Source organism: Parvularcula maris, from assembly GCF_024505085.1.
Taxonomy (GTDB): Bacteria; Pseudomonadota; Alphaproteobacteria; order Caulobacterales; family Parvularculaceae; genus Parvularcula; species Parvularcula maris.
The window spans coordinates 97,048-114,527 of the sequence record NZ_JANIBC010000005.1 but is presented as its reverse complement, the minus strand read 5'-3'; the positions used below and the strand labels follow the sequence as shown (position 1 = coordinate 114,527).

Below are 17,480 nucleotides of genomic sequence, written 5' to 3'. Positions count from 1 at the left end.
CGTGTCCTCGCCCTTCGACCACCCTCAAGCGCAGATGGACGCGCAGATCGTCCAGGCGGTCTACGCCGTCGTCAACGAGCCCCAGAGCCTGCCTCAGCTGATGGGCCTGTTGGCCATGCGGGTGGAGGGCGTGCTGTCCTCTGCGGCGAGCAGCACCGAGATCACGGCAGCGCTTCTTCACCTGAGGGAGCACTTCGAAAGCGCCTCCGCCCTTCTGGAGCGGCGCGGGCGGACCAGCGACCCCGCTGCCGGTGCCGTGCGGAACCTGCGTGAGAACCCAGGGCCGGCCTTTATTCTCCGCCCGAGCGGCACGGTGCGCTACGCCAATGCGGCAGCCATCGAAGCGTTCGGCCTCGCCGAAGAGCGTGCGCTCCCCGAAAGCCTCTTCACCCCGCCGGTGAGACGGCGGCTGCTAGGCGCCCTCTCCTCCCTAAGCGAGAACAAGCACACCGTCATCGACACGTTCGAAGCCCAGACGAGGCTGGCCGCCAAACCGCTGCTGCGTCTGGCGCTGACCGCCACCTCCACCCCGGAGGGTCTTCTCGGCAAGCTCTCTTCGGCCTCGGTCATCTGGCTCGACTATGTGGGGCGGCACTTCGCCGCCGCCTACGGCCTCACCCCGGTGGAGACCGAGATCACCAAGGCTATCATCATGGGTCAGAGCCTGGAGGACCTGGCCGCGACCAGGGGCCGGGCCATCGGCACGCTGCGCAACCAGAAGAAGCGGCTCCTCGCCAAGCTCGGCATCCACTCCCAGACGGAGCTCGCCTGCCTCTATGCCGGGTTTGCCCAGCTCTCCCGGCTGCCCCCCGAGGCGGACAAGGTCTGGGCCTTCTCCGGCGAGGCTGACCGCGCCAGCATGACCCTGCCCCTGTGCGATGACGAACGGCTTCACATAGAGATGGTCGGGCCGGAGGACGGCAGGCCTGTCCTCTTTCTTCACTCGCTCCTCGGCGGAACGGGGCTGACACCGCAGCATCGCCGCCTGATCAGGCGACGCAAGCTGCGTCTCATCATGCCGCTTCGGCCCTTCTACGGTGCAACGCGGATCGGCGGCGGCCCTCACGGGCAGGCGGAACGCTATGCCGAAGCGCTTCTACGGCTCCTGGACGAGATCGGAGCGGCGAGCGTGCCGGTGATCTTCGCCAATGCCGCCTCCCCCTACGCCTTCGCGCTCGCCTCCGTAGCCCCCTTGCGGGTGGAGCGTCTGGTGGGCGCGGGCGCCCATCTGCCGCTCAAGGAGACGGAGGCGATCAGGGCCATGAACCCGGTCTCGCGGCTGTCCCACACCTTCGCCGCGCACTACCCCTTCATGCTCGACTTCTTCTGCCGCTCCGTCCTGCACATGACGGGGTCAGGCTTCGATGAGGAGTTCGTGCTCGGCATGCTGTTCGGCTCCCAGGCGGACCAGGCCATGATCGCCGACGCCGAGTTCCGCTATTTAGCGCGCAACACCCTGACCTATATCGGCCAGGAAGAGCCTAACCCGGCCGCCAACGAGCTCGCCGTGGCCGCCCTGCCCTGGTACGCGCTCACCGCCGACCAGGGGGTACCGGTGACGCTGTTCTACGGCGAAGAGGACCCCCGCTTCGGCGGCCGCCCGGCCGAGCGCCTGACTGCCCTGCGCCCCCATATCGAGACGCGGACGATGCCCGAGGCGGGCCAGCTCGTCTTCTACCAGCACTGCGCCGAGGTGCTGGACGAAGCGATGGGCCGCAGAAACTCCGTCCCCGCTTGAGGGAACACCTTCGAGGTTCTAGGGCTTCGGACCCGAAGCAGAGAACTGAGAGCGCCCGCCGTGACCCAAGACCCTTCCGTTCCCGTTCTCTCTCTGGCCGAAGGCATCGACGCGGAAGCACTCTACCGCGCGCTGATGCGAACAGGGTTCGTCGTGCTCACCGATCACGGCATCGACCTCTCCCGCCTGCACGAAACCTACGAGACTGTCGCGAGCTTCTTCGCGCTGCCCGAGCAGACCAAGGAGCGCTACGTCGTCGGGCGTGACGGCCAACGGGGCTACACCCCGTTCGGCCGGGAGAACGCCAAGGGGAACCCGGTCCCTGACCTCAAGGAGTTCTGGCATGTGGGCCGGGACGCCATTGCGCCCAATGTCTGGCCGGACGAGCCTGAAGCCTTCAGGCGCGACGTCGCCTGGCTCTACGAGGAGCTCGACCGGGTGGGGCTCGATCTTCTTCGTGCCCTGACGAGCCCGCTCGAGGTGGCTAGGGCTTATTTCGACGAGATGGCGGCGGGCGGAAACTCCGTGCTGCGCCTTCTTCACTACCCGCCCATTCCCGAAGGCAGCGATCCCAATGCCGTGCGCGCCGCCGCCCATGAGGACATCAACCTCATTACCCTTCTCGTCAGCGCGTCCGCGGCAGGTCTCGAGCTGATGGACAGGGACGGCGTTTGGCGGCCCATCGAAGCCCCCGCCGATGCCATCATCGCCGACGCGGGCGACATGCTGGCGCGGATCACGAACGGGCATATCCCCGCTACCACCCACCGCGTGGTGAACCCGGACGGTCCAAACACGTCGCGCTACTCCATGCCCTTCTTCCTCCACCCCCGTCCTGATGCGGTGCTCAGCGTGCTACCGCAGTTCAGGGGGGAAGGTGCGGCAGAGGACATCACCGCAGGAGATTTCCTGGCGGAGCGGTTGGCTGAGATCGGGCTGAAGTGAGTGGCAACGTCCCGGTTCTCATCTCTCCCTCGGGAGAGATCGACATCTTCGATGTCGAGTGAGGGCGAACAGCAAACGTGGTTGGCTCATGAGAGCCCTCACTCAGACCCGCCTTCGGCAGGGGTTTGACCTCTCCCAGAGGGAGAGGTGGGCGCGCATCTTGCGAGATGACGCTGCCGAATATTCCGTGCCATAAACTCCCCAGCGCAGGGGCACCTCATGACGGCAGCACTTCTCTTTCTCTATGTCGTAGCACAGATCGCCCTCGCCGCATGGGCCGCGCGGGGGACGAGCGACGACACCGACTACCTCGTCGCGGGGCGCACTCTCTCCACGCTGCAGGTTGCCTTCTCCGTCTTCGCCACCTGGTTCGCCGCCGAGACGGTGATCGCCACCTCCGCCGAGGTCGCCAGCGACGGCCTGGCCGGAGCCAGGGTCGAGCCGCTGGGCTACAGCCTAGGCCTCGTCGCGCTCGGCTTGTTCCTGGCCTTCCGTTTGAGGGCGGGTGGGTACGTCACCGTGGCCAGTTTCATCGGCGAGCGGTTCGGCGGCAAGGCGGAGCTGGCAGCCGCGCTCTTCACCGCCATCGCCGCGACCGTCTGGGCAGCGGCGCAGCTTGCCGCGCTGTCGGTGATCCTCGCCGAGGTGACGGGCCTGCCCGCTGGGTGGATGCTGCTGCTCAGCACGGGGATCGTTCTCGTCTACGCTTTGGTTGGCGGCCTCAAGGGCGATGTGGTCACCGATGTGCTGCAGGGCGGGATCATTATCGCCGTGCTCCTGGTCCTTCTGGTTCTGGTCCTGATGATGGCGGGCGGTATCGGCCCTGCCTTTGCCGCCGTTCCGGTCAGCGATTTCGCTCTCAACCGGGCAGGTGAAAGCTGGCTGCTGCGCCTGGAGCTCTGGGCGCTGCCGATCTTCGGGACCATCGCCAGCCAGGAGGTCATCTCCCGCATGCTCGGTGCGAAGAGCCCCGAGGTCGCTCGCAAGGGGTGCCTGATCGGCGCAGCGCTTTTTCTCACCGTGGGGATGATTCCCGTCCTTCTCGGCCTCATCGGCCCTGAACTGGGGCTCGAGCTGGCCCAGGACGACGGCTTCTTCACCAGCCTCTCGCGCGAAGTGCTGCCCCCCTGGCTCTACATCATCATTGCCGGGGCGATGGTCTCGGCTATCCTCTCCTCCGTGGACAGTGCGCTTCTGGCGGTCTCGGCGGTGATGACGGAGAACGCCCTCACTAAGCTCCGCCCTCGGACGAGCGGTGCCGAACGGTTGCGCATGGCCCGCCTGACCACGGCATTGGCAGCCGTAGCCGCCATGCTGATTGCGGCGGGCGGGGACAGCGTAAGAGCCATTGTCTTGACTGGGGAGGGGGTTGCGGGGCTTCTGGCGGTGCCTCTGATCGTCGGTCTTTTGACGAGACGAGGCGGACAGTGGCCGGTGGTGGTAGCCTTGAGCACATCAATGCTCCTGACCGCGCTTCTCGACTGGCGTCTCGGTGTGGAAGGCGCGTTCCTCTACGTCCTCGCTGCCTCTACCATCGTGCTGGTCGCGGGTCTGCTAGCCGAGAGCAGGCTTCTCAGGACCAGTCATCCTCTTTAATGCCCTGTATGCTGAGGAGCGCCGTCAGGTCCGCATAGCGCAGCACCACATCGGCCTCGGCCTCCAGTAGAGGCTTGGGCCGGTAGCCGACGCCTAGGCCTGCGGCCCTGATCATGCCGAGATCGTTGGCACCGTCGCCGACGCAGACGACGTCCTCCGGCGTGATCCCGGAAGCGTCCGCCAAAGCACGAAGACGCTCCTCTTTCCCCTCGCGCCCGAAGATCGGCTCGCCCACCTCACCGGTCAGGACACCATCCGCTGACTGAAGACGATTGCAGTACATATCGCGGAAACCGAGGCGTTCGGCGATGGGCGCTGCGATGATATCGAAGCCGCCGGTGAGAAGCGCGGTCCCCGCTCCCCTCGCCTTCATCGTGCGAACGAGGACTTCCGCGCCCGGATTGACGTTGATGCGCGGCTTCAGCGCCGCAGAAGCCGCCGCGATGTCGAGCCCTTTGAGAAGCGCTACGCGAACGCGAAGCGCTTCTTCGAAGCCGATCTCGCCGCGCATGGCCTTCTCGGTCAGCTTGCTGATTTCCTTCTTGAGGCCCACCACTTCGGCCAGCTCATTTAGGCTCTCCTCGGCGATGATGGTGGCGTCCATGTCGCAGACAAGCAGCTTCTTCTCACGCCTCTCTAGCGGCACCACGGCCACGTCGAACCCCTTGGCCTGGCTGAGTGCGGCGGCGAGACGCCCCGCCTGATCCTCAGGCAGATGGACCTCCGCCGCCGCCCTTCCCATGACCACCGGAGAAAGCGGCAGACTACGGACGGCTTGCGCCAGCGCCTCCGGCGCTCTCGGTCCGAGAAGGAGGACGGCGTGGGTCATGGCGAGCCCCTCAGAAGCGAAGCACTGCCGCCTGGCGAACCTGCGGCAGGGCGCGGATGGCATCGAGCGGCGGGGTGCCGTCGGGGCAGTCGAGGGCGATCAGTGCCAGCGCCTCGCCCCCCTCCGCCCGGCGACCAAGATTGAAGGTGGCGACATTGAGGTCCGCCTCGCGCAGGGTCTCGCCGAGCGCCGCGATGAAGCCCGGCTTGTCCTCGTTGACGAGGTAAAGCATGCAGCCAGATAAGCTGGCTTCGAGCCGGACATCGTCGATACGGACGATCCTCGGCTCGCCGCCGAAGAGAGCGCCGGTGACGCTCAGCGTACCGCTCGCCGTCTCGACACGCACGCTGAGGGTGCTGCCGAAGTTGGGTGAGGTCTCGGTCTTCTCTTCGGTGATCTTGACGCCGCGATCCTTGGCTAGGGTCAGCGCGTTGACGGCGTTCACCGTGGCGAGCTGCGGTTTGAGGACGGAGGATACCACGGCGGACACGATCGGCGCCGATTTCAGCTTGGCGACCTGCCCGGCAAAGCGCACCGTGATCCCCTTGACCGCACCGTCAGCAAGCTGACCGGTCAGGCTGCCGAGTTTCTCGCCGAGATTGATGAAGGGGCGGAGCTGCGGTGCCTCCTCAGCGGTGACCGAGGGCATGTTGAGGGCGTTCTGCACGGCGCCGGTCAGAAGATAGTCCGCGATCTGCTCAGCAATCTGCACCGCCACGTTCTCTTGCGCCTCCTGGGTCGAGGCGCCGAGGTGAGGGGTGACCACCACGTTCTCATAAGAGAAGAGCTTGTGGTCCTTGGCCGGTTCGGTCTCGTAGACGTCAAGGGCGGCGCCCGCTACCCGTCCGTCATCGAGCGCTTCGGCCAGGGCGTCCTCGTCGATCAGCCCGCCGCGCGCGCAGTTGATGACGAAGGCGCCCGGGCGGATCACCTCAAACGCTTCACGGCCCAGAATGCCGCGCGTCTTGTCGTTGAGGGGCGTGTGCAGAGAAATAAAGTCCGCCCGCGTCAGAAGTTTGTTCAGGGAGACGAGCTCGACGCCCATTTCCTGCGCCTTCTCCTCGGTCAGGAAGGGGTCGAAGGCGATGACCTTCATCTTGAGCCCCTGTGCACGGCTGGCCACGATCGAGCCGATATTGCCCGCGCCGATCAGGCCGAGGGTCTTGCCGAAGAGCTCGCGGCCCATGAATTTCGACTTCTCCCACTTGGACTGGCGGGTGGAAGCGTCCGCCTGCGGAATGCGCCTGGCGAGCGAGAACATCATAGCGATGGTGTGCTCGGCCGTGGTCACGGCATTGCCGAAGGGTGTGTTCATCACCGCGATGCCCGCGGCGGTCGCGGCCTCGATGTCGATATTGTCGACGCCGATGCCCGCCCTGCCGATCACCTTCAGCTTGGGCGCGGCGGCGATCATCTCGGCGGTCATCTTTGTGGCCGAGCGAATGGCGATGCCCTCGGCATCCTTCAGCGCTTCCCTCAGGGCAGCGTCGTCCTTGCCGAGAGCCGGGTCGAAGTGCACGTCAATGTCTCGCGCTTTCAGAATACGGACCGCGTCTTCGCCCAGGGCGTCGGAGATGAGAACTTTGGTCATGGAAGTTTCCGTCAGTATGCTTGTCTAGTTCAGTTCGGCCTTGGCCTCGGCGAAGGCCCAGTCGAGCCAGGGCACGAGAAGCTCGAGGTCGCGCGCCTCCACCGTGGCGCCGCACCAGATGCGAAGCCCCGGCGGCGCGGCCCGGTAGCCGGCGATGTCGTAGGCAGCGTGCTCCTTGGCGAGGGCGCCGGTCATCGTCTTGACGAAGGCGGACTGCTCGTCCTTGGACAGGCTAGCCACCGCCGGGTCCGTGATCTTGAGGCATACGGAGGTGTTGGATCGGATGTCCTCGGCCGCAAGGAAATCGGCCCAGTCCGTTCTTTCCACCCAGTCCGCCAAAACACGAAGATTGCGGTCCGCGCGTGCCTGGAGCGCCTGAAGCCCACCGAGACCTCTGCCCCAGTCCAGCGCATCGATATAGTCCTCGACGCAGAGCATGGAGGGGGTGTTGATCGTCTCGCCGCGGAAGACGCCCTCGTTGATCTTACCGCCCTTCCTGATACGGAAGATCTTGGGGATCGGCCAGGCGGGCTTGTGCGTTTCGATCCGCTCGATGGCGCGAGGGCCTAGGATGAGGACGCCGTGCTGCCCCTCCCCGCCCAGCACCTTCTGCCAGGAGAAGGTCACAACATCGAGCTTGTCCCAGTCGAGCTCCTGCGCGAACGCCGCCGAGGTCGCATCGCAGATCGTCAGCCCCTCGCGGGCCTCACTGATCCAGTCGGCATTCGGCACGCGAACACCCGAAGTCGTGCCGTTCCAGGTGAAGAGGATGTCGCTCGCCTGATCCACTTCGCTGAGGTCCGGCAGCTCGCCGTAGGGCGCTTCGAGCACGGTGGGGTCCAGCTTCAGCTCGGCGGTCGCGTCCTTGACCCAGTCGGCGCCGAAGCTTTCCCAGGCGATCGCCGTGACGGGTCGGGGGCCGAGCAGGTTCCACATGGCCAGCTCCACCGCGCCGGTGTCCGAGGCAGGCACGATGCCGATCAAATGACTCGCCGGCACCTCCAGCACCTGCCTAGTCAGCTCGATGGCGTGGGCGAGGCGAGCCTTGCCGACAGAAGAACGATGAGAGCGGCCAAGGCTCGGCCCCTCCAGGCGCGAGGCTCGCCAGCCGGGCCGTTTGGGGCACGGGCCGGACGAGAAAGAAGGCTGATCGGGGCGTAGGTGCGGCTTCTCCATGGGCCTTTCTTGGACCTTCCATGCTGCAGTGCAAGAGGCCCGTTCGGGCCGCATCAGCGCATCTGCAGCGCCCTCGAAGCTTGGCAACCGTCGCGACCCAGCCTATCAGTGGAACCGTTATGATGGAAAGCGGTTCAGAACAAGCACCTGCGGGGCTGGTTGCGGAGGCCTCCCTGGCTCTAGGCCGCCTCTCATCGGCCGCCGAGCGCTCGCCCCTCTACCCCTTATGGATCAGCCATGAAACGGGGATAACCGTGGCCCACCTGTTCAGCCGCGGCGCGGCACCGATCGAACCTTGGGAACTGATGGCGCTGGCGGCAGGTCTTCCGGGGGCTCGTCCGAGCCTCGAAGAGAACGCCGCCCGGCGCTTCTGGGCTAGAGCCAGACGGCTCTGGTCTGTCCGCGTGACCGACAGGCCGCTGGCAAGCGTCCCCGAAATCACGAACGAGCTGTTCAGGCTTTCACGGGAGGGAATGCCTCCCGGTGACTTAGCCCTCGAAGCCCCGCTGCGACTGGCGCGATCCACCTGCATCCCCCTGCCCTGCTGCGCTGCCGCCATGCCGTCGCCGGAGGAAGAGGCGTGGAGCATCGTCATACTGGAAGGCCTGAAGGACGCTGCCGAGAGGAGCTACGATAGGCTGCTGCAGCTGGAGTGGGACTTCGCTCGGTGGCAGGCAGCGCTTCCCGATGCGCGCGGCGATAGCCGTCTCGGCGACGTTCTCGTGCTATTGGGGACGACCTACAGCCTCAGTCCCCGCTTCGTGGCGGAGACGTTGAAGATTACGCGGCAGGCCGCCGCAAGGCTTTTGCGCCGTTTGGAAGAGGCAGGGGTGGTTCAGCAGATGGCTCAACGCCAGCGCTGGCTTGTCTATCTGGCGACGAACCTAGGCGCACCGTCGGTCCGTGAAAGCACGACGGCCACCACTGCTCAGATCCGCCCTACGGTCGATACGGCTTCCCTCGACCGGGTGCTGGAGCAGGCCTATGCGGCGCTGGACCGGAATATCCGCCGAGAGGGCACTAGCTGAGCAGTTTTTCGATCGCCTTCAGCACGTCGTCTTTGTTCGCGAGCCTCGCCTTGGGAATGGTCAGCACGTGGCTGCGGCTGCGGCGCTCAATGGTGGCCAGAACCCGGCCCTCCGGGTCGAACACCGACTCAATCTCGCGGGATGGCTGCGGTATGGCCGCATGTTTTAAGCGTTTGAGCGTCTGCGACGCGGTAAGCTTCTCGCCCCCTCCCAGCTCGGCAGCGATCTTTTTCGCCTCCATCAGCAGCGCTGGTTCGCTGTCCGAGCCTAGGATCGAAGACAGTTCAGCAGCGTGGCGGATGCCGATCTCGCGGACGTCCCCATAGGCACGAATCACCTCCTGGGGCAGCTCGCCGATGCGCAGGTACCGGCTAAGCCAGGTGCGGTCCACGCCGATCCGCTCGGCCATGAGGGAGCGGTTGCCCTCGTAATAGGCTTCCAGCGCCCGCCCGTAGTCCCGGCTGCGCTCGAAATCAGAGATATCCTCCCGCTCACGGTTCTCAAGGTCGGAGAGGCGGAACGCCTCCTCGTCGGAGATCTCGCGAATATCGACCAAATAGAGGATGTCCTGGCGGTGCTCTTTCTCGCGTAGATGGCTGACGGCGAAATGTCGCCTGGCGCCGCAGATGACCTCGTACTGGTGCTTCTCACCAGTCAGAGGGCGCACAATGGCGGGCATTTCCTGGCGTCCTGATGCTTTGATCGACTTTATAAGGTCGCCGACGCTGTCGGGCGTCATCAGGTCGTAGAGACGGTTGTGGCCATCCCACATGCGGCAAGTAGAGGGGTCCACCAGCCTGATCTTGCCGTTCTTGAGACGTCCATCGGAAGCTTCGGCGATCAGGCTTTCCCGTTCGGGAGTGTAGGCGCGGCGTTCTTGATCACCGTCGTTCTTCTCCTCCAAGCGCGAGCTGATAGCGTCAGCCAAGATGCGGGCACGTTTTCTAGCCATGGTTAGTCCTCAAACGGGTGTGCACATGTGCACGATAACGGGCTGTGCACATGTGCACACTACGCGATTCCCTCGGCGCGTAGCTTGCCGCGGTGGCTTGGCCAGGTCTGGCGCACTTTCATCTCCAGATCACCCATGACAGCGAGAAGATTGTTGCGGCAGCGGCGAGCCGTCCGCGACTGACCGCCAGTAGCCTCGAACACGGTGCGCATCTCGACCGATGCCGTATCGAACTCGGCCGAATCGAGGAGCGCAGTGGGAAGGATGGAGCCGGAGAAGGCTCGGCCCATGACCTCGCGCATGGTCTCGTGGGCTCCCTTCTGCTCTACCACCTTCGTGGCGAGCAGAGATACGAAGCTGAACTCCACAGGGCTCTCGGTCTGCTTGTTCAGCGCCTCGACCACCTCTTCCAGCATGGCGAGGTAAGCGGCGGTGGAAGCGAAGTCGATAGAGCTTGGCGGGGTGGGGATCAGGATGGCGTTGGCCGCCTGAAGCACCGATAGCGAGATCATGCCGAGGGCAGGCGGCGGGTCGATGATGAGGATGTCGTAGCTCGCCGCTGCCTCGTCGAGACCGGCCTTCAGCCGCGACAACCGCGAGACGTCGCCTTTTACCTGCTGGCTGAGAATATACTCCGCCGAGTAGAGACCAAGATTGGCGGGCACGAGGTCGAGCCCGTCCCAGCTCGTCGGCCTCACCGCATAGCCGATCCCGTCCGAGCGGTCGGCGATGAGATAGGGCAGGAGCGTCGTATCGGTCTCGATGTCGACATCGGGGTTGAAGCCGAACAACGTCGTAGTTGAAGCCTGGCTGTCCGTGTCGATGATGAGCACGCGGTAGCCGCGCTCGGCGAAGTACTGGGCCGCGTGGGCGGCAATGGTGCTCTTGCCGACGCCGCCCTTGAAGTTCTGCACGGCGAGAATGAGGGGCGGGTCTTCGGGGGCGCGGTAGGGCCTGGTGCCGAAATGATCGCGCATGAGGTTCACCTCGCGCAGGGTGTAGCCGGCGCGCTGGCCTGAGCTGCGCAGGGTGGGCTGGGGCAGATCTCCCGCGGCCTCGGCGCGGCGCACCGCATCCACCGAGCGGCCCGCGAGCTGGGCCGCCTCGGTCAGCCGATAGCGCCGCGGCCCGGTATCGGCCACCCGGTCCTCCGCCATGTCCCGCATGGTGGCGATAATGCCGTCAGCCGTCTCCACGAGGCCGCTGATGGTTTCCAGCGTTGCCGCTGATTTCGCTTGCTCGACCAAGAATACTCCTCCCGCCGCAGTTTCGCCGACTAAAGAACGAAAACCGCAGCGCATGCAAGAAGCGCGATTCGCGGCGCGGAGTCTCCTCGTGCTTTGGGGGATGTCCTCAGATCACCCCTCGTGCAATCGCGGCCTCAGGGTCGTGTCTTCACGGACGCCCCAATCGTTCTTTCGAGGACCCGGTTTCGTGTTTTCGGGGCAAAGGTCCGTGAAATCTCCTAGGGAATCCAATGCACTCACCTACTGCTAACCTAGTAACCTTCCTAATTGGAATCTAATCTGAGATTTGCTGGAGTTTTTGGAGAGTTGATTCGAAATCTGCAGCGCGGCTGAGAATCGATCCGAGTGATTCCGCCGTCATCAAGCTTAGCTTCGTGCCTTCAGGGACGAAACAGGCCGTTTGTCCTCGAAAGCACGACTCTTCACCACCCGTCTTTCAAAGCGTAGGATTCCCTAGCCTAACCCGGAATTCCAGAGGCTCCTCACCCCCCATGCTCGTGCTTTTGGGGAAGAATCCCCGAAGACACGAAAGCGAATCGTGGACTCTTCTGCGGCGCGCGTTCCGATAAGCGGTCACGGCGAAGGCGAGAGAGAGACCCCATGGCTGAGCAGATGGCCCTTACCAACCTCGACAGCCCCCTTCACGGCAAGGTGAAGGGGGAGCGCTCAGTCATGGCCTTCCCCTTCTTCGCCTTGTCCAAGGGGCGGCGTATGCAGCCGATCACCTATTCGGACGACTATGTCTCGATCGAGGTACGGCCCAGCCAGACCGGGGTGGCGACGATCTACGACAAGGAGATCCTGCTCTACATCGCCTCGCTGCTGGTCAGCCAGATGAAGCGCATGGAGACGCCGAGCCAGGAGTACAGCTTCACCGCCCATGACTTCCTCCGTGTGATCGGCGGCAACCGTTCGGCCCGCTCCTACCAGCGCATCAACGGCGCGCTGGAGCGGCTGCAGGGCACGCAGATCAAGACCAATATCGAGGCCGGCGGCGAGGGCGAGGACGGCTTCTTCTCCTGGGTCTCGGAAGCCAAGATGAGCTACACGAAGACCGCCGACGGCACGAAGCGCCTGAACCGGGTGAAGGTGCGGCTCTGCGACTGGCTCTACCGGGCGCTGATCAAGGACCAGAAGATCCTCACCTATGACGTCAGCTACTTCCAGCTCTCACCCATCGAGCGCCGCCTCTACGAGATCGCCCGCGTCCATTGCGGCCAGCAGCGCTTCTTCCACATCGGCCTCGAGAAGCTGCAGCGCAAAGTCGGCTCGGAGGACCGGACGGCGAAGTTCAAGGCTGCGCTGAAGGAGGTGCAGGCCCGCCAGCCCATCCCTGAATACGATCTCCTCGTGGTGGACGACCCCCACTCGGACGGCGCGCGCCTGATCCAGTCCGGCGGCTTCAGCGTCACTCCCGGCAAGCGCAACCCCATGGTGGTGTTCAAACCCAAGGGCCGCCCCCGCCGCCAACAGGTAGAGATCGAGGCACCGGGAAGCTTCGAAGGCGACGTGCCCCAGATCGCCAGCGAGCCCTGCCGGGCCAGCGACCTGGAGGTCAGCCCCTACGCCATCGAGCAGGCGAGCCGCCTTTTCCCCGGCTACGATAAATATGCCGTGCTGGAGGAGTGGAAGCGCTGGGCGCTGACCAAGGAGCCGCCCAAGCGGCCTGACGCGGCCTTCCTTGCCTTCTTCAGCACCTATGCCAAGAGGCACCCGCTACCCAATTGATGGCCTACCGTTTCCTGCATACCGCCGACTGGCAGCTCGGCAAGCCCTTCGCCGGTTTCGGACCCGAAAGGGCCGCGCAGCTACAAGGTGCTAGGCTGGAGATCATCCCCAAGTTGGCGGACCTCGCGCGGCGTGAGGGCGCGGCAGATGTGTTGGTGGCGGGGGATGTCTGGGACCAGCTCGAACCCTCGGATGCACTGCTGCGCAGGACGCTGGACCGGCTGGGTGAGCAGAAGGGCGTGCGCTGGTGGCTGCTACCCGGCAACCACGACCACTACCGCGACGAGGGGCTTTGGCAGCGGCTGCAGCGTATCGGCCTACCGCCCAATGTGGAGCTGCTGCTCGACGGCCAGCCGCGGGAGCTCGCGCAAGGGGTGACGCTGCTTTCGGCGCCGCTCAAGGGCAGGCGGGCGGGCCGCGACCTGACCGAAGGCTTCGAGGGGCGGGCCTTCGAGGGTGCCGTCATCGGCATCGCCCATGGCGGGGTGCAGGCCTTCGGTAGCGGTGACGATGCCGGGGTGATCGACGCCGAACGGGCCGAGAAGGCAGGGCTCGCCTATCTGGCGCTCGGCGACTGGCACGCGACCAAGCAGGCGGGGCCGCGGGCCTTCTACGCGGGTACGCCGGAGGCCGACGACTTCCGCACCACCGATCAGGGCAACGCGCTGATCGTGGACCTCGCCGATGCCGACAACCCGGTGAGTCACCGGATCAGCCGCTACACCTGGTCGGCGCAGCAGGAGAGGCTGTCCCCTGGCGAGAAACCTGACGAACTGATGGATCGGCTCTTTCCCTCGGGCCAACGTCTGGACGAAACGCTGATGCGCCTCACCCTCACGGGCAGCACGGAGATCGCGGCCCGCTCGGCAGTCGATGAGGCTTTGAACGAGGCCCAAGACCGGCTTTTCCATCTGGACTTGCGGACGAAAGAACTATCGGTAACCGCCGATGCGGAGAATGTTGAGGAGCTTTTGGGCGACGGGGTGCTCGGACGGGTGGCGCGCAAGCTCGCTGCCATGCAGGACGGCCCCGATGCCGACGAAGCGCGGGCCGCCCTGCGGGAGCTGACCAAGCTGGCGCGGCAGGCCTGATGCGTTTCTCCTCCATCAAGCTGCAGCATGTGGGCAGGTTCGGCGAGGAGGGGGTCGCGCTTGAGGGCCTCTCCCCTGGCCTGAACCTTCTGTGCGAGCCCAACGAGTTCGGCAAAAGCACGATCTTCGAGGCGCTCAGCCAGGCGCTGTTCGTCAAGGACAACGCCAACAGCGCGGTGTCCAACGCCCTGAGACCTCAGGGCAGCGACGCCGACCCCTATATCGAGGTGGCCTTTGACACTGGCGGCGAGGCCTACCGTTTGGCCAAGCGTTTCGCGAAGGGCCGGAAAGACAGCCTAACCAGGCTGGAAACGGGCGTCTCGACCTGGCTCGCGGACGAGGCGCAGCAGAAGCTCTGGCAGCTTGTCGGCGCGGAGGCGTCGGGCAAGGGGGCGCCCGGTCTTCTCTGGCTGAAACAGGGCAGCTCCCTCGACGGCGCACTGGGCAGCAAGGCGGATTTTCTAAGCAAGGATGACAGCCGCACGGTCTCGCAGCTTCTCGTCGGCGAGGTCGAGGATGCGTCGGGCACGGGGGCGGCTTCGCGGGTGGAGGAGCTCGGCCGCAAGGAGCTCGGCGAGCTTGAGCAACCCAAGAAACAAGAGCCCCGCAAAGAGCTGAAAGCCGCGATCGAGCGGGTCGCCGATCTGACGGCGAAACGCGACCAGCTTGCGGCCCGGCTGCGCGAGAGTGAGGAGCTTCGGAGCAAGCTGACCGAGCTACGTGCGACCCTCCGTTCGCTCGACGACCCCGAGGACCGCAAAGCTGACGAAGCCGATCTCGCGGAAGCGAAGGAGCAGGCGCAGGAGGGCCAGAAACTCAAGGCGGAACTTGGCCATACCGAGGAGCTTCTGCGTCGCGACCAAGCGGAAAAAGCGCGGCTGGAGGAGGAGATCGAGCAGTTCGACGCGGAGCAGAAAGCCGCGAAGAACCTGCGGTCTACGCAAAGTATGGCCGCGGGGCAGGTTCAGAAACTCACCGAGGATATTGGTACTACCGAGACCGAACTAGCGGCTCAAGAGGAGCGCCGGACCACCGCTGACAAGAAGGTGCAGCAGACTAATACGGGGCTGCAGGAGTGGGCGACTTTTGTAAGTCTAGCGGAGACCCGGCGGGGGGCGGCAGAGCGGTCCGAGCGTCTAGCTAAAGCGCAATTCGTGGAGAAGGACCTATCGGCGCTTCCGCCGCGGGCCGCTGCTTTCGACCTTCCCGCCCTCCGCAAGGCTGCCGAGCGGTTAGCTCGGGTGGAGGCCAAGCTGGAGGCGGAAGCACCGCGCCTGGAGGTGATCTCCGGGGAGGGCGTGAACCTTGATGGCATGGCGCTGAACCAGGGTGAGCTGCGGACCGTAACGGGGGAGGGCAGGATCGAGGCGGGCGGCGCGGTGATGCGTCTTCATGTTTCTCAGAAAGCAGCGCTGCGCCAAGAGTACGCCGAAGCCGGAAACGCGCTCTCGACGCTCCTCGACACTGCCGAATGCAAGAGCCTGGCAGAGGCTGAGGCGAAGGCGGAGCAGCAGCGCACCGCGGAGCAGAAGCGTCAGGCACTGGAAGCCAGCCTCACAGCCCTGGCACCCGAAGGGCTTCAGGCTCTCGCAGCACGGGTGGAGGCTGACCGGGCCGCTCTTTCTCAAGCTCCGGCTCAGCCCGACACCTCGAAGGAAGAGCTGGAGCGGGGCCACGCTGACGCCCTGGACGAGGCCGCCGACGCTGCCGGGCGCATCAGAGCCCTGGCGGAGAAGCTGGACGGGCTGAAGGAGCGGCGGCGCGACGCCCAAGTGGAGGCGACCACGGCCATGCAAGCGCTGAGGTCGTTGGAGGCGAGGCTTGGCCCTGAAGAGGATCGCCCGGCGAGGCAAGCGAAGCTGCAGGAGAAGCTCGATGCCCTCGGCGAGAAGATCGCTGGCGGCTTCTACCGCAAGACCGAGATCGACAAGGCGCTGCGCCGGGTGCGCGAGGCGGAGACCCGGCTCGCAAGGCTGACCGAAGCCGCTGCCGCGCGGGCGGGGCGCCGCGAGAGCCTGCTACAGAACATCGCCTCGACCGAAACCCTGCTGCGCGAGCGCCAAGCGGAGGGGATCGAGGAGCAGCTCGGCACCGCGGCGGGCGAGCTGGAGCTGGCGACGGAGAAACGCGATGCGTTGGAGCGGCGCCGGGGCGGGCTGAAGCTGCTTCTAGGCCTCCTGGGGGAGGAAGCCGAAGAGCGCCGCCGCCAAGTCACCGGCCCGGTCATGCGTGAGCTTCTTCCCATGACCGAGCGCCTGTTCGGCGAAAGCCAGCTTCGTTTCGATGACGAATGGAACCCCGAAAGCCTTGAGCGACCAGGGGGTAGCATGCGGGTGGCGCAGCTCTCCGCCGGGACCCGCGAGCAGCTCGGCATCCTCAGCCGTCTAGCATTCGCCAAGCTGATGGCGGCGCGCGGCGAGCCGGTGCCGGTCATCCTCGACGACGCGCTTACCTATAGCGACGACCGCCGGGCGGGGGTTTTCTTCGATATCCTGCACGAGGTGGCGCAGGAGACGCAGATCATCGTTCTCTCCTGTCACGAGCGGCTCTTCCGGGACTTCTCCGGCCACCGGATCGAACCGGTTCCGTTCCTTACCGAAAGATGAACATCTCTTGAGCCGCCCGGTTTTCGTGTTAGTCTCTCACTGGGCACACTGCAGGGACTGACGAGATGTCGTACGGAGACAACAAGCGTAACCAGATGGACAAGGCGTTCGGGCCTCTATCCGTCATGGGTTTCGGCACCGCCTCGGCGCTGGGTATCGCGACGGCGGTGGTGGTCGACCTCCTCCAGGCGCGCGAGGCCTCGGCTCTCTACATGATGAACCGCTGGCTTCTCGAAGTGACCGGGATGATGGGTGTCGAGGCGCTGCCGCTCTCCGCCGTCATGGGCATCCTGATGGCGATCGGTGCGGGCTCGATCTTCGTGACCGAGCCGATCTCCATGCGCGGCGCCTATGTCCAGGGCTTCGGCGCGCTGGCCGTCTTGATGACCATGGCGCCCTCGGACCTCGGCGCGCCGCTCCAGGCCCCGGACTACGGCCCGTCCATGCAAAGCAATCCTTCCCTGCGTGAGCAGTTCGAGCCCGCGAGCCTCACCCAGTTCCGCTCCACCAAAGTCGCGGCGCAGGAGGTGGGCAGCTACGACCTGCGTATCCAGGTGGAGTTCTCCAACGGGCTGGAGGGCAGCCTGCAGGAGATGCTCCGCCGCAAGAAGCTGGTGGGCAAGCTCTACAACAAGTCCACCGGCATCAAATACGACCTCTTCCGCAACTCCGGCGCGGAGATGGACTATGATGACGGCACGCTGCGCATCGTCACCAGCATGGACGCGTCTGCCCAGAAGGCGGAGCTCTGGCTGCTGATCGAGGCGGAGGGCTACCGCATCACCGAGGAGCGGTTCATCGCCAGCGTCGGGCCGAACCCCATCTGGAACGTCCAAATGCAGACCAGCCGCCAGCCCCTCATCGTGCAGCGTCTTCGCCACGCCTATCGTTTCTAGCTATAAGCCGTAGCCAGCCGCTTAAACTGTTATATGTCCCCTCCTGAACCGGAGGGG

Annotated in this window: 13 protein-coding genes; 8 read left to right on the top strand and 5 right to left on the bottom strand. The window is 65.3% G+C overall.

The genetic code is table 11. The features are described 5' to 3' along the window. Window position 1 precedes the first annotated feature (1 nt). The 3 genes from NOG11_RS08725 (at window position 2) to NOG11_RS08715 (ending at window position 4,279) form a co-directional block, all read left to right on the top strand. Window positions 2–1,738 carry a hypothetical protein gene (locus NOG11_RS08725; protein ID WP_256619364.1) on the top strand — a complete coding sequence of 579 codons (1,737 nt, stop codon included), beginning with the start codon at window positions 2–4 and terminating at the stop codon, window positions 1,736–1,738. A 60-nt stretch (window positions 1,739–1,798) separates the two neighbouring features. Next, on the top strand, window positions 1,799–2,683 hold the full coding sequence (locus NOG11_RS08720) for an isopenicillin N synthase family dioxygenase (protein ID WP_256619363.1): 885 nt from the start codon (window positions 1,799–1,801) through the stop codon (window positions 2,681–2,683). 219 nt (window positions 2,684–2,902) lie between these two features. Further along, window positions 2,903–4,279: a sodium:solute symporter family transporter gene (locus NOG11_RS08715; protein ID WP_256619362.1), complete on the top strand. Its 1,377-nt coding sequence runs from the start codon at window positions 2,903–2,905 to the stop codon at window positions 4,277–4,279. On the opposite strand, the gene serB is transcribed toward NOG11_RS08715, so the two are convergent. From serB to NOG11_RS08700, 3 genes are read right to left on the bottom strand one after another with little or no spacing between them, the layout of a single operon-like run. Further along, on the bottom strand, window positions 4,257–5,108 hold the full coding sequence (gene serB, locus NOG11_RS08710; protein WP_256619361.1) for a phosphoserine phosphatase SerB: 852 nt from the start codon (window positions 5,106–5,108) through the stop codon (window positions 4,257–4,259). The two genes, NOG11_RS08715 and serB, sit on opposite strands and share 23 nt — an antisense overlap. A 10-nt stretch (window positions 5,109–5,118) precedes the next feature. Continuing rightward, a complete protein-coding gene (serA, locus tag NOG11_RS08705; RefSeq protein ID WP_256619360.1) occupies window positions 5,119–6,699 on the bottom strand; it encodes a phosphoglycerate dehydrogenase in 1,581 nt (526 codons plus the stop codon). Window positions 6,700–6,723: 24 nt separating this feature from the next. Beyond that, complete coding sequence (locus tag NOG11_RS08700) at window positions 6,724–7,875, bottom strand: phosphoserine transaminase (RefSeq protein ID WP_256619359.1); 1,152 nt, start codon at window positions 7,873–7,875, stop codon at window positions 6,724–6,726. A 122-nt stretch (window positions 7,876–7,997) separates the two neighbouring features. On the opposite strand from NOG11_RS08700, the gene NOG11_RS08695 reads away from it, so the two are divergent. After that, window positions 7,998–8,903, top strand: coding sequence for a helix-turn-helix domain-containing protein (locus NOG11_RS08695; protein WP_256619358.1), 906 nt, complete (start codon window positions 7,998–8,000; stop codon window positions 8,901–8,903). Here NOG11_RS08695 and NOG11_RS08690 read toward each other — a convergent pair. Then, window positions 8,896–9,855, bottom strand: coding sequence for a ParB/RepB/Spo0J family partition protein (locus NOG11_RS08690; RefSeq protein WP_256619357.1), 960 nt, complete (start codon window positions 9,853–9,855; stop codon window positions 8,896–8,898). The genes NOG11_RS08695 and NOG11_RS08690 overlap by 8 nt on opposite strands. Window positions 9,856–9,914: 59 nt before the next feature. After that, complete coding sequence (locus tag NOG11_RS08685; RefSeq protein ID WP_256619356.1) at window positions 9,915–11,102, bottom strand: AAA family ATPase; 1,188 nt, start codon at window positions 11,100–11,102, stop codon at window positions 9,915–9,917. 600 nt (window positions 11,103–11,702) lie between these two features. Between NOG11_RS08685 and NOG11_RS08680 the strand changes: the two genes are divergently transcribed. The 4 genes from NOG11_RS08680 (at window position 11,703) to NOG11_RS08665 (ending at window position 17,423) form a co-directional block, all read left to right on the top strand. After that, complete coding sequence (locus NOG11_RS08680; protein ID WP_256619355.1) at window positions 11,703–12,830, top strand: replication initiator protein A; 1,128 nt, start codon at window positions 11,703–11,705, stop codon at window positions 12,828–12,830. Further along, window positions 12,830–13,921 carry a metallophosphoesterase family protein gene (locus tag NOG11_RS08675; RefSeq protein WP_256619354.1) on the top strand — a complete coding sequence of 364 codons (1,092 nt, stop codon included), beginning with the start codon at window positions 12,830–12,832 and terminating at the stop codon, window positions 13,919–13,921. Before NOG11_RS08680 ends, NOG11_RS08675 begins: the two co-directional genes overlap by 1 nt. Beyond that, window positions 13,921–16,527 (top strand): AAA family ATPase, encoded by a 2,607-nt coding sequence (locus tag NOG11_RS08670; RefSeq protein ID WP_256619353.1) that lies wholly within the window; start codon window positions 13,921–13,923, stop codon window positions 16,525–16,527. The genes NOG11_RS08675 and NOG11_RS08670 overlap by 1 nt, the downstream gene beginning before the upstream one ends. A gap of 65 nt (window positions 16,528–16,592) precedes the next feature. Further along, window positions 16,593–17,423 carry a hypothetical protein gene (locus tag NOG11_RS08665; protein WP_256619352.1) on the top strand — a complete coding sequence of 277 codons (831 nt, stop codon included), beginning with the start codon at window positions 16,593–16,595 and terminating at the stop codon, window positions 17,421–17,423. Window positions 17,424–17,480: the final 57 nt, after the last annotated feature.